Source organism: Klebsiella sp. BIGb0407, from assembly GCF_024807845.1.
Classification (GTDB): Bacteria; Pseudomonadota; Gammaproteobacteria; order Enterobacterales; family Enterobacteriaceae; genus JGM124.
The window spans coordinates 136134-149289 of the sequence record NZ_JANUEQ010000002.1 but is presented as its reverse complement, the minus strand read 5'-3'; the positions used below and the strand labels follow the sequence as shown (position 1 = coordinate 149289).

The 13156-nt window shown below is 45.0% G+C and carries 10 protein-coding genes; 4 read left to right on the top strand and 6 right to left on the bottom strand.

Features of this window, described 5'->3' with window-relative positions; translation table 11 throughout:
* Positions 1–24: 24 nt before the first annotated feature.
* The 4 genes from metC (at position 25) to nirC (ending at position 5379) form a co-directional block, all read left to right on the top strand.
* Positions 25–1206: a cystathionine beta-lyase gene (metC, locus tag M2387_RS07905; protein WP_259048594.1), complete on the top strand. Its 1182-nt coding sequence runs from the start codon at positions 25–27 to the stop codon at positions 1204–1206.
* A 322-nt stretch (positions 1207–1528) separates the two neighbouring features.
* Positions 1529–4081 carry a nitrite reductase large subunit NirB gene (gene nirB / locus M2387_RS07900; protein ID WP_259048592.1) on the top strand — a complete coding sequence of 851 codons (2553 nt, stop codon included), beginning with the start codon at positions 1529–1531 and terminating at the stop codon, positions 4079–4081.
* Positions 4078–4404 (top strand): nitrite reductase small subunit NirD, encoded by a 327-nt coding sequence (gene nirD / locus M2387_RS07895; protein WP_259048590.1) that lies wholly within the window; start codon positions 4078–4080, stop codon positions 4402–4404. The genes nirB and nirD overlap by 4 nt, the downstream gene beginning before the upstream one ends.
* A gap of 153 nt (positions 4405–4557) precedes the next feature.
* Positions 4558–5379, top strand: coding sequence for a nitrite transporter NirC (gene nirC, locus M2387_RS07890; protein WP_259048588.1), 822 nt, complete (start codon positions 4558–4560; stop codon positions 5377–5379).
* A 66-nt stretch (positions 5380–5445) separates the two neighbouring features.
* Here the strand turns inward: nirC and M2387_RS07885 are convergent, their stop codons facing one another.
* The 6 genes from M2387_RS07885 to M2387_RS07860 form a co-directional block, all read right to left on the bottom strand.
* A complete protein-coding gene (locus M2387_RS07885; protein ID WP_259048587.1) occupies positions 5446–7164 on the bottom strand; it encodes a pectate lyase in 1719 nt (572 codons plus the stop codon).
* 8 nt (positions 7165–7172) lie between these two features.
* Positions 7173–8285, bottom strand: coding sequence for a pectinesterase family protein (locus M2387_RS07880; RefSeq protein ID WP_409039721.1), 1113 nt, complete (start codon positions 8283–8285; stop codon positions 7173–7175).
* 108 nt (positions 8286–8393) lie between these two features.
* Entirely contained in the window at positions 8394–8894 is a 501-nt protein-coding gene (locus M2387_RS07875) for a discoidin domain-containing protein (RefSeq protein WP_259048585.1), read from the bottom strand.
* A gap of 80 nt (positions 8895–8974) precedes the next feature.
* On the bottom strand, positions 8975–9949 hold the full coding sequence (locus tag M2387_RS07870; protein ID WP_259048584.1) for a hypothetical protein: 975 nt from the start codon (positions 9947–9949) through the stop codon (positions 8975–8977).
* Between the two features lie 774 nt (positions 9950–10723).
* Positions 10724–12013, bottom strand: a complete 1290-nt coding sequence (locus tag M2387_RS07865) for an ABC transporter substrate-binding protein (RefSeq protein ID WP_259048582.1) — start codon at positions 12011–12013, stop codon at positions 10724–10726.
* A 15-nt stretch (positions 12014–12028) separates the two neighbouring features.
* Positions 12029–13156, bottom strand: a complete 1128-nt coding sequence (locus M2387_RS07860; protein WP_259048579.1) for an ABC transporter ATP-binding protein — start codon at positions 13154–13156, stop codon at positions 12029–12031.

Sequence of the window (13156 nt, the reverse complement as noted above, 5' to 3'; positions counted from 1 at the left end):
AAGTCGAATGGAATGGAAGTCACTATGAAAAATACGCAATCTGAACCATTAAAATTATCCACTCGCTTAACGCAACTGGGCCGTAATACGAAAGAGCAGCGCGGTTTTGTTAATAGCCCGGTGTATCGGGGGTCAACGGTGGTTTTTGATACCGTTGAAGATCTGGAGAATAACCGGGCAGACTTTGTCTACGGGACCCTGGGTACACCCACGATTAAGAATCTTGAAGATGCCTGGACTGAACTGGCGGGCGCTGCGGGTACGGTAATGTCACCTTCCGGGTTAGGGGCGATAGCGCTTGCCCTGATGACCACCCTGAAAGCGGGCGATCATCTGCTGATACCCGATACGGTCTACCGTCCGACCAGAGGTTTCTGTGATCAGACGCTGAAAAAATTTGGCGTCACCACCACCTATTACGATCCGATGATAGGCGAGGGGATTGTGGATTTAATTCGCCCTGAAACCAGTACGCTGTTTCTGGAATCTCCGGGTTCGCAGACTTTTGAAATTCAGGATATACCGCTGCTTACCGGGATTGCCCGTACACGCGGCATTAAAACCATCATTGATAATACCTGGGCCACCCCGGTGTTTTTCCAGGCGCATAAGCATGGCTGTGATCTTTCCGTCGAAGCAGGGACCAAGTATCTGAGCGGGCATTCTGACTTACTGATGGGGATGGTCAGCGCCAACGCTGAAACCTGGCCTGAATTACGCGCAACCTATGACAGTATGGCGATGCTGCCCGGCGCCGAAGACTGTTTCCTCGCTTTACGCGGGTTAAGAACTTTGCATATCCGTTTAAAGGAAGCGGAAAGCCGTGCGCTTAAAGTCGCTCGCTGGCTGGAACAGCAGCCCGAGGTAAAAAGCATTTTGCACCCGGCCTTTGCAAGCTGCCCCGGACATGAATTCTGGAAACGTGATTTCAGCGGATCGACCGGATTATTTTCCATCATTCTTGATCCGGCGTTTTCAAAAACGTCCGTCACCGACATGTTGAACGGACTCGAATTATTCGGAATGGGATATTCCTGGGGCGGCTTTGAAAGTCTGATAATTCCTTTTGACTGCTCCGACTACCGCACAGCCACAGCCTGGCAGCAAGCAGGAAAAACGCTCCGCTTACAGATTGGGCTGGAAGATACCGATGACCTCATTAACGATTTACGTCAGGGTCTGGATCGTTTGCATCGGCAAGCCTGAGTCTGGCATCAACTTAAGGATGAAAATCGGGCAATTTTAATTAAAACAAGTGGTTAATTCGGCCGTCAGGGAGGGCGGTTGTCTGTGTGCCTGATAAACCTGTCCGGAGTGAGTGAAAGTACCCAAAAACACGTCATTTTTTTCAGTATTTACATATTTAAAATTTATCTTTATCTATTTGATATTAAATATAAAAATACCCAACCTGATCCCGGTGAATAACCGCCTGTAAAATATTTAAAGATGTATTTGATTTGCATCAATGTACTGATTTGCTGAATCGATAAAGTAGATAACAATAAAAAAGATTGAGGCAATGTTGATGAGCAAACTCAAAATAGCAGTTATCGGCAACGGCATGGTAGGTCATCGTTTTATCGAAGACCTGCTGGATAAAGCCCCGTCTGACCAATTTGAAATCACGGTTTTTTGTGAAGAACCCCGCAAAGCTTATGACCGTGTTCACCTGTCTTCTTACTTCTCCCACCATACCGCCGAAGAACTTTCCTTAGTACGCGAAGGCTACTATGAAAAACATGGCGTAAAAGTGTTGGTTGGCGAACGTGCTATTACCATTAACCGTCAGGATAAGCTGATTCACTCTAATACCGGGCGAAGCATTTATTATGACAAACTGGTCATGGCTACCGGTTCTTACCCCTGGATCCCGTCTATTAAAGGCGCGGATACTCAGGACTGTTTTGTCTACCGTACCATCGAAGATTTGAACGCCATTGAAGCCTGTGCGCGTCGCAGCAAACGTGGCGCGGTAGTCGGTGGTGGCCTGTTAGGGCTGGAAGCCGCTGGTGCATTAAAAAACCTCGGTGTGGAAACCCACGTCATTGAATTTGCCCCTATGCTGATGGCCGAGCAGCTTGACCAGATGGGTGGCGAGCAGCTTCGCAGTAAAATTGAACGTCTCGGCGTCCAGGTTCATACCAGTAAAAATACTCTGGAAATAGTTCAAAAAGGAACAGATGCACGTAAAACCATGCTGTTTGCCGATGGTAGTGCGCTGGAGATTGACTTTATTGTCTTCTCTACCGGTATTCGCGCTCAGGATAAACTGGCTGCACAGTGTGGTCTGGAAATTGCTGCTCCACGCGGTGGTATTGCGATTAATAACCACTGCCAGACTTCAGACCCTGATGTCTATGCTATCGGTGAATGTGCCAGCTGGAATAAGCAAATTTTTGGTTTAGTGGCACCGGGTTACAAAATGGCTCAGGTTGCAGTAGATAATCTGCTGGGCAATAAGAGTCATTTTACCGGGGCAGATATGAGCGCCAAGCTCAAATTGCTGGGCGTGGATGTTGGCGGCATTGGCGATACTCACGGTCGTACACCCAATACTCGCAGTTATGTCTACCTCGATGAGAACAAAGAAGTCTATAAGCGTTTAATCGTCAGTGAAGATAATAAAGCTTTGCTGGGCGCTGTGCTGGTGGGTGATACCAGTGATTACGGTAACTTGTTACAGCTGGTGCTTAACGACATTGAGCTGCCGGAAAACCCTGATACGCTGATTTTACCTTCTTATGCCAACAGCCCTAAATCAGCGCTGGGTGTTGATAAACTTCCTGACACCGCCCAGATTTGTTCTTGTTTTGACGTCACAAAAGGTGACCTGGTTAAGGCAATTAATAAGGGCTGCCATACCGTTGCTGCCCTGAAAGCGGAAACCAAAGCCGGTACCGGATGTGGGGGCTGTATCCCGCTGGTTACCCAGGTTCTCAATGCGGAACTAGCGAAAGCCGGTATCGAAACTAACAATAACCTGTGTGAGCATTTCGCTTTCTCACGCCAGGAGCTTTACCATTTAATCCGCGTCGAAGGGATCAAGTCCTTCGAGCAACTGTTGCATAAATACGGTAAAGGCTACGGATGTGAAGTCTGTAAACCTACCGTCGGTTCTCTGTTAGCCTCTTGCTGGAATAACTATGTTCTTGAACCAGAACTGACCCCGCTGCAGGATACTAACGATAACTTCCTCGGCAATATTCAGAAAGACGGTACTTACTCTGTTATTCCACGTTCTGCGGGTGGCGAAATTACCCCGGAAGGCTTAATGGAGATCGGCCGTATCTCCCGGGAATATAACCTTTATACCAAAATTACCGGTTCACAACGTATCGGGATGTTTGGTGCGCAGAAAGATGACTTACCAGAAATCTGGCGTCAGCTCATCAACGCCGGATTTGAAACCGGTCATGCTTATGCCAAAGCGCTGCGTATGGCAAAAACCTGTGTCGGTAGCACCTGGTGCCGTTACGGTGTGGGCGATAGCGTTGGCTTCGGCGTTGAGTTAGAGAATCGCTACAAGGGTATTCGTACCCCGCATAAAATGAAATTTGGTGTCTCTGGCTGTACCCGTGAATGTGCTGAAGCCCAGGGCAAAGATGTCGGGATTATCGCGACGGAAAAAGGCTGGAATCTCTACGTTTGCGGTAATGGCGGGATGAAACCACGTCATGCAGATTTGCTGGCGGCTGACCTCGACCGCGAAACCGTTATCACTTATCTCGACCGCTTTATGATGTTCTATATCCGTACCGCCGATAAGCTGAATCGTACCTCTGTCTGGCTTGAAAATCTGGAAGGGGGCATTGACTACCTGCGCAGCGTCATCATTGATGACAAACTTAACCTCAATGCTCAGCTGGAAAGTGAACTGGCTCGCCTGCGTGAGAAAGTGATCTGCGAATGGCGTGAAACGGTCGACAGCCCTGAAGCTCAGGTTCGTTTCAGACACTTTATCAATAGCACATTACGCGATCCGAATGTGCAGATCGTTAGCGAACGTGAACAGCATCGTCCTGCTACACCTTATGAACGCATCCCAGTAACCTTGCTGGATATGGAGGAACAGCTATGAGCCAGTGGAACACCGTTTGTCAGCTGAGTGATATTTTACCTGAAACAGGCGTCTGTGCGCTGGTGGAAGGGGAACAAGTCGCTATCTTCCGTCCCTATAACGATGAGCAAGTCTATGCCGTCAGTAATATTGACCCGTTCTTTGAGGCAAGCGTACTGTCACGAGGACTGATTGCTGAGCACCATAACGAACTGTGGATAACCAGTCCGCTGAAAAAACAACATTTTCGCTTAAGCGACGGCTACTGTATGGAAGATGAGTCCTATTCCATCGCGCATTATGCGGCTCGCGTTGAAAATGGTGTAGTGCAAATAAAAGCATAGAAACTGACCAGCCGGGCCTCTTTTAGAGGCCCGGTCTCATAGAGTCAGCGCCTTCATCGCATATATCGATATTTTTCCTGTTGAGCCAGATGGTTACAAAAAGTCTGCGCTTTTTGGGACAACAGTATTCATTTACTTTCCAGGGATATCACTATGTTTACTGATACTATTAATAAGTGTGCAGCTAACGCCGGGCGTATTCAGCGACTTTCCTCGACTAACCCTTTTTCATTCTGGGTAAGTTCGATGATGGCGGGTGCTTACGTTGGGTTTGGTATTATTTTAATTTTTACGCTGGGTAATCTGCTGGATCCTTCACTTCGCCCATTAGTGATGGGGGCGACTTTTGGTATTGCTCTGACTTTGGTCATTATTGCAGGCTCAGAACTCTTTACCGGCCATACCATGTTCCTCATGCTCGGCGTTAAAGCTGGCACTATTTCACAGAACCAGATGTGGACAATCCTACCTCAGACCTGGCTGGGTAATTTGCTCGGCTCAGTCTTTATTGCCTTACTCTATAACTGGGGAGGCGGTGCACTGTTACCGCTTGATACCAGTCTGGTACATACTGCGGCTCTGGCTAAAACAACGGCACCGGCAATGCCCCTTTTCTTTAAAGGTATCCTGTGTAACTGGCTGGTATGTCTGGCAATTTGGATGGCTATTCGCACTGAAGGTGCCGCTAAGTTTCTGGCTATCTGGTGGTGTCTGTTAGCCTTTATTGCTTCCGGTTATGAACACTCGGTTGCCAATATGACCCTGTTTGCTCTGTCATGGCTTGGCCATCATTCAGAAGCTTATACCCTGTCTGGCATTGGCCATAACTTACTGTGGGTGACCCTGGGTAATATGTTCTCGGGTATGATCCTTATGGGCCTGGGTTACTGGTATGCGACGCCGAAAGCAGATCGTCCGAAAATATCTAACAATATTGAGGAACAGAATCTTACCGGTAATAAAGTGGCTTCCTGAAACTCGTTTGTTTATTAATTTTAAAAACGGCATCGCTGACCCAGCGATGCCGTTTTATATTACGTATTATTTTTTATTATTCGGTTTCAGCTGCTCGCCTTCTTTTAGCGCAAACAGTTCCTCATCACGAGTGGATATACGGGCTGAACCATCAGGCATACGATAGGCACCCTCGGTAAAGCCTGAACCATTCAGGAAAGGTGCAACGGCCGCAGGTTTATTCTGTAATACCGACTCAAGCGCCAGCAGGGCATAAGGTGCGATATTATCAACACTGGCATATTTGAAGTCTTTGTTCTCCACAAAGAAACCGTTTAACCGTTTGTTTTCAAGGATATTATCGGCAACTTTTTCCGCCAGTTTGAGATAGTCTTTATGTCCGGTTGCCTGAGCCAGGTCGATCAGCGCAAAAATGGTGTAGGGATCGCTGTTGCTGGTAGACATATTGAGTTTTGCATTCTGGCCGCCTGGCGCACCGATATCTCCCAGCTCCTGGCCTTTGGCAATACCGCGTACCGCTTTCCACAGATCATCATTCTGCTCAATCCCATAAGCACGAGCATAGGATAGAAGGAATTCATTACCTGCTTTATAAGGTGTCAGCTTGGTGCCTTTTTTACCGTAATAACCATCACGTGGCAGAACATAGTTGGATAAGTCAGTGCCATTTGCCAGCATTGGTCTGAAGGTATTGTTACTTTCATCGTAGGCATAGTGGGCAAAAGCTTTCAGGCCATCGAGGGTCCATTTCTTCAGGTCTGCACCCTGGGCACCTAATTCATTTGCCAGTGCCAGTTGCATCAGGGCATTTTCAGAATAGATAGTGCTGGTGCGGCCTTTCAGCATCATATTGCCTTCTAGCGCATCCGGGCCAAATTCCGGACCAAACTGACGCTGGGCACGATCGCCAAATTTTGAATGGGTATTGCTGTCGTCAGTGGGTTTCTCACGCTGCAATGCCTGAGTAAACTGATACACGCCCAGTCCGGTTTTTTTATCCCGAGGTAAGACATATTGTTGCGCTAAACGCTGAGCCCAGACTAAAGCTTCGGGTTCATTATTGTATTTAGACAACAGTGCTGCAGAGTAAATCAGATCGTTTCCGGCATTCAGGAAACTCAGGCCTTTAGTGGCAAAGAAAGGAGGTTGCTGGGTAAAGCTACTTTTCCATAGATCGCCCATTGGCTTGTTATATTCACCGTGACGACTGGTCTCCATAATATTCCAGTCATAAACGTGGGCATTCCAGAAGCCGCGGATAAAACGTACCGTAGGTTCTTTATCAACGGTAAACATCATTTCATAGTAAGGGTAAGCATTCTTTAACTCGTGAACCTGCTCTTTCTCACTCGGGCCTTCTGGTTTCAGTGATTTCAGGTCAACGAATCTATGTCCGCCCCAAATCAGTAAACCGCTGTCATCCTGATAGTTATCAAAATAATACTTTGTCGTCTCTTCTGCGCGCTTCTTATATTTCTCATCGCCGGTCAGATTACTTAAGCCCACCAGAACGCGCATCAGGTTTTGCTGAGCAGAGAAGTTAGATAACACCGCGGTGCGGCCGTCAGGGAAGATCCACTCCAGCTGCTCACCGGTTCTTGGGTCAACGCCACTGGCTAATAAAGGGGTAGGCGTGGAGCCATGATACTTATCTCCGGCTTTATCCAGCACCGTATCGGCAAAGGTTTTGACCGCCTGTAAACGCTGCTGGCTATCAGCAAACGCAACGGAGCTGGTGGTAATCAGGAGAACACAGCAAAGACGTAACGGGAATCGGGTATTCATAACAAATCCTATTGAAGTCGTGATGACGGCCAGTCAGAAAATATATTTTTTACACTGTACTTTTCGGCTTGAGCGGCGCTCATGGCATATTTCTCGCCACCTTGATTCGCGCCAGGTCCGCGACTACCGTACTCATAAAAACGGCTGTCTTCAGGTTGGAACCAAATCTTTTCGCCGGCTTTATCTTTACCGGACATTTTGTCCCAGCCATAAATATGGTCATCGATTTCGCTGTTAATAAATGCGGATAAACCAATAGCCTGTGGATCGGCATAGCGCCCGTCATCAAACTGAGTGGTAGGGTGCCATGGGCGGCCAAGAGCAAAACTTTTTGCCGGAACACCGGGCTCTTTTAATAATTTACTGTCGATAAAAATCAGACCGTAGGGCGCATTTACATTGGTTGATGGGGCGGTGATATAGCCAAGAGGAGGAGCCATATCCCCTCGGGCTCGGGCAATAATGTCGCAGCGTTCAAAAACCGCGGTGCCGGAGCCAAAAATAAAGTCAACATGCCCGCTGATGGTGCAGTCGGTAAAGTAGCTTCTGCTGCCGGTTTTGCTATAAAACGTATCCTGGTATCCTTCGAGACGGACATTCCGAAAGCGTGCTTCGTCGACATTATCAGCCACCAGTAATGCTACTGCCTGGGTATCTTTCAGCTTTTGCGGGGAATCATCAGGAAGTGCCTGGTTAGCGGGGAAGTCAAAACTATTACGTACGGTGAGATTTTCTAGCGTGACGCCATTCGCTTTAATTTCTATCGTACTGGTGCGGGATGTGCCTAGTTTTTTGCCTGTACTATCAAGCTGACCAGCAGGAGTATTGGCTTCAATGATGGTTTTATCTTCGGATTCGCCCACCAGTGTCACAGGTTTCTCAATCACCAGTCGTTCTTGCCAGCTGCCATCTGTCACCAGAATACGCCAGGGTTTTCCGTCTGTAGGAGCGGCGTCAAGGGCTTGTTTAACGGAGCTAAAATGCCCGGTTTCGGGAGAGGGTGAAACTATCGCGTCCCATTGTGAAGCTAACGCCTGGGTTGAGCACAGTACTGCTCCACCGAGTAATAAAGTGATAACCAGATTTTTATTCACCGTTTTTCCTTTCTGATTGATGCTTATGGACTGTATTTGGAGCGGGGAAGTAAAAAATTCAGTAAGAATAGTGATGCAAAACGGCAGCACCAAAAAAGCGAGAGATTAAATCACTTTTTCGGTGCGCCGTTTATATTAAGGTAATGTTGTCTCAGGAAGAGCTTCGTTTGAGTTCACATCAACCTCAATCAGTGCACTCCATTTATTGGCGTTGGTACCATTAACATTGATCTTCAGATAGCGTGCATCACGTGGCGTTTTCAGAACGAATTTTTCGCCTTTGTCGTATTTATCTGATGTCTCTAAACCCGTTGCTAATGGTGTCCAGGTACTATTATCAGTAGAGGTTAATAAATCAAATTTAAGGCGACGTTCAGTAGGTTTGAAGGGGATTAATACAATATTACTGATCTTCATATCACTTTTTAATTTTAACGTCGCGGAGTTGCCAGTTCCATTTACCGCCCAACGGGTTTTGACATTACCGTCAATCATATTTTCCGGACGGTGGTTTTTATCTTCATCAAACCCAGTAGCACTAACGCTTTCAAAATTGTTAGCAAAAGCTAAACCTGAGCAGAGCACCAGCGTTGAGGCAGCAAACAGACTTAATAAACCGCGTTTTTTTAATGACATAAACCCTCCGGTAAGGAGAAATAAAATAAGTTTTACCTGCAGTAAAGCCATTTAATAAATGGCTTAGCGAGTCTTTTTTATTAGAATGCTTTTCTTACCGCTAACTTGTAGAACATTCTGTTTTTATCTTCTGAGGATACGCCGCTGTAGCTTTCAACTTTCGCTGTTTGCCAGTAAATTTCACCAAGAAGGCTGACTGATGGCATGATTTCATAGCTAGCGGTTGAACCAATACGCACTTCATCTTTGCTTCTGGTTTTTCCACTGTCTTTCGCAAAGTTGCCGTTTTCTGTATTTTCTTCTCTGTAAGATAAGTCATAGCGTACAAACGGACCAAAGCTCAGGTCACTGGTCGCCTTAACATCGTAACCTACACGTAACTGCCATCTGTCATATTTGGAAGAATACTGAGTATATTTTCTTTCATTATAGATAGAAGACCAGACGGTATTGTTACCGTTAATTTTGTACTTAACGCCTAACAGCTGAAGTTCCTGATAATAATCATTGTTATAATTATTGGTACCAAGCTGACCTTTAACGTAGCTGCTGTCTTTTCTTGATTCTTGTTTGGTTTGTACAAAGACCGGCGCGACGAACCCACTCAGATAGAGGCTGACCTGGTCATTGATTTTATAGGTCATATTTGGCAGGAAACGTAATTCAAATTTACGACTATCTTGTCTGCCTGTGTTTTCGTAGTTAATTTTCCAGTCTTCATAGCGGAAACCTACGGATGGTGAAAAACTAAAGTCACCATTTTTCCAGGTATAGCCTTTAACAAAGAATTCAAAGCGGTCGCGATTAGTTTTAAATCTGTCCTTCTGCGTTTCAGCATCTTTTTTACCATATTGATCCTGATACATATATTTCATGGAAATATTGAATTTCGAATCATCAATAGGGTTAAAGCTGGTTGCAATATAGGGCATGAAAGCGTCAGAGGTTTTGTATTCGTCACTCGTATAGCGTTCGTTCTCAAAACCCAGATCAACGGTTGCAGCATAGGCATTGGTAGATAAAACAATCAATAAAGCTAATACTTTTTTTTGCATAGTATTTACCTTGTTTTAGAACAGAGATCACCATTTTTATAATTAATAATTTTATTAAAACAAACTACTCACAAAAATAAACCCATTAGATATCAATGGAGCAGTGAAATTATTAGTTATAGGTATTGTCAAAATTTAATATTAAATATATTTAAAATAAGCAAGCGTCAATATATCTGCGTACTGATTTAATAGCCGCCTTGACAGGAGGTTATTTTTTTCTTTTAATCAGTCTTGTCATTGTTGATATATTGTTTTATTTCATTCGTTCTGGCCTGTTATTTGCTTTCTGGCTAACAATGAGAACTGTTGTTAGTCCGGAAACGCTATCAGTATTAAGTTAATCATATTATGATTTTTATCTTTTTTGGTTTGCTGATAAAAATCACTCAATCAAAATGAAACGTTATTTCAATATACTGCTTTATATTTGCTTTGAGGAAAAGTGGTTTTTAATCATAATGTGATACACCTCAAGTGATCTTTTGAAATAATATTTCAAAAACAATAAAAGTTCATTTTATGAAATGATATTGTTATCTGGTTGTGACTTGAATCACTGAATGGCAGTGTTATTTTAATTTGGGTTAAAAACGATCTTAATCACATTTTTATAAAACCCAATATACCCATGGGCCTTGTCAAAGAGAGGAGAGATATCTGTCATTAGTGATAAAGGTAAAATATTGTTGTGTTTTTGACGAATGCTAAATAGAAAACCTGCCGCTAATAAAACCGCGGCAGGCGAGGGTATAACTCGTTTTTAACGCAGGGTTAGCGCATTGCGCGTTTCAGAATACGGTTGCCCTGGCGTTCAAATTCTTCTGCTGCTTCTGCCACGGTTTTCTGGCCATAGTCGATATACTGCAGAGTTGAACCGAACAGAGTTACCAGCTGCGGGTCATCAAAGTAAGGAGAAACCGCCAGTTTATTCGGTAATGACTGCGCCAGTTTTAACCCGGCAACCGCAGGATCGCCGTCTTTAATAACGCCCTGTGCAGTTAAGTGAGTAACAGCTGCATTACTTAACGGTACACCACGCTCCAGACCCAGAGCTTCGATGCCCAGTTTGTTGTTCAGCAGGAAGTTGATCACCATTGCTGCTTCTTTTGGATGCTTAGTCGTTTTACTGATTGAGAGCATCTGAGCAGGTTTAAAGAACAGACCGGCATCTGTTGCACCTGGCAGCATAGGATAAGCGCCTAATTCCAGTTTCGCAGGTGGCTTCAGGTTATCAGAGTATTTGGTAATGGTTGAGTTCCACATATAGGTACCCGCCCATTCACCCTGAATCCATGGTTTCATCTCATACATGTTGCTCTTACCAAATGAGGCATAGTATTTGGTATCAGGCATTACATGGCTGTCGACCAGCTTTTTGTACATCTCAAAAAGCTCAACCCACTGTTCTTTGCTGTAGGCGAATTTCTTACCGTCAAGATCGATTGCCGGTACGTTGTACTTCTGAATCATATATGAATTGAGTAAAGCGAGCGTATCCTGATGTTCAAGAACGACAGGGAAATACTGTTTGCCCAGTTTCGATTCAAATGTTTTTCCCGCTGCGAGCAGGTCATCCCATGTTTTTGGGTAATCAATCCCGGCTTGTTTCCAGGTTTGATCATTAAAATAGAAAACACGCGCCGTCACAGAAATAGGAATACCGTTCAATTTACCGTCTACGGTAGTGAACTGCAGATCCTGTGGCTTAAAGTTAGATAAACCTAACTCATCTTTCAGCAAGTTAAGGTTATAGAAACCATTACCGGTTTTAGAGAAAATCGGCAGCCAGTTCCAGTTAGTCTGCATCACGTCTGGCTCAGTACCACCAGCAATCTGGGTGGTGAGACGAGATAAGTGGCCGTCCCAGCCGGTATATTCTGATTTAACATTAATGTTCGGGTGAAGCTTGTGGAACTCTTCCAAAGCCTTCAGGGTTACTTGATGTCGGCCATTCCCTCCCCACCAGGACATGCGTAAATCAACATCATCTGCTGCAAAAGCACTACCTGCCGACATGACTAATGTAGAAGCAATCAAGGTACTCAATAGCATTGTTTTCATTATGAGCGACTCCTGTTAGATAGAGAGGTTTTCTTCTGTTTTTGAATCAAAAATATGGCATTTATCCATATCAAATTTAAAATAAACCGAACGGTTGATTCCCTTCGCCAGAATAGGTTTTGCATCATCAGATGAAATACGGCAGGTCAGCTCAAAGTTGTCTATTTTCAGATAGACAAAGAACTCATGTCCCATATTCTCAACGCGGACAATCTCACCGGTAGCGCTGCTATTTTCAAAAGGTTCATCAGCGATGCTGACAAATTCAGGACGAATACCAAAGAACACTTCCTGGTCTTTGTAGGCCGCAACTTTTTCTGCTTTTTTAGTACTTAATGCCAGAATGTTGTTACCAACGTTGATATACATCTGACCATCTTTTTCAATCAGTTTGCTCTTTTTAATATTCATTTCTGGCGCGCCGATAAAGCCAGCTACAAACATATTTTTAGGGTTATGGTAGAGATTATCTGGCGTATCGACCTGCATGATATGGCCCAGTTTCATCACGCAGATTCTGTCGCCCATGGTCATCGCTTCGGTCTGATCGTGGGTAACATAAACTGTGGTTGCAGGTTTACCGCTCTGCTTCAACTGTTTATGCAGGTCAGAGATACGAATACGCATCGACGCACGCAGTTTGGCATCCAGGTTTGACAGCGGTTCGTCAAACAGGAACACGTCTGGTTTTTTCACAATCGCACGGCCTACGGCCACACGCTGTGCCTGTCCGCCAGATAACTGACGCGGCAGTCTGTCCAGCAATTCATCCAGTTCGAGAATTTTGGCCGCTTCGTTAACCTGGTTCTCAATCTCTTTTTTCGGCATTTTGCTGAGCTTTAAACCAAATGCCAGGTTTTCACGCACAGTCATATGTGGATAAAGCGCATAGTTCTGGAAAACCATGGCAATACCGCGCGATTTTGGCGCCAGGTTATTAACCACACGCTCGCCGATACGAACTTCACCACCGCTGATGGTTTCAAGACCCGCTAACATGCGCAGGGTAGTTGATTTTGCACAACCGGAAGGCCCGACAATAACCATGAACTCACCATCTTTGATGGTCAAATCAATGTTGTGTACTGCCTTGAAACCGTTTGAATAGACTTTTTCTAATTTATTAAAAATAACTTCAGCCAT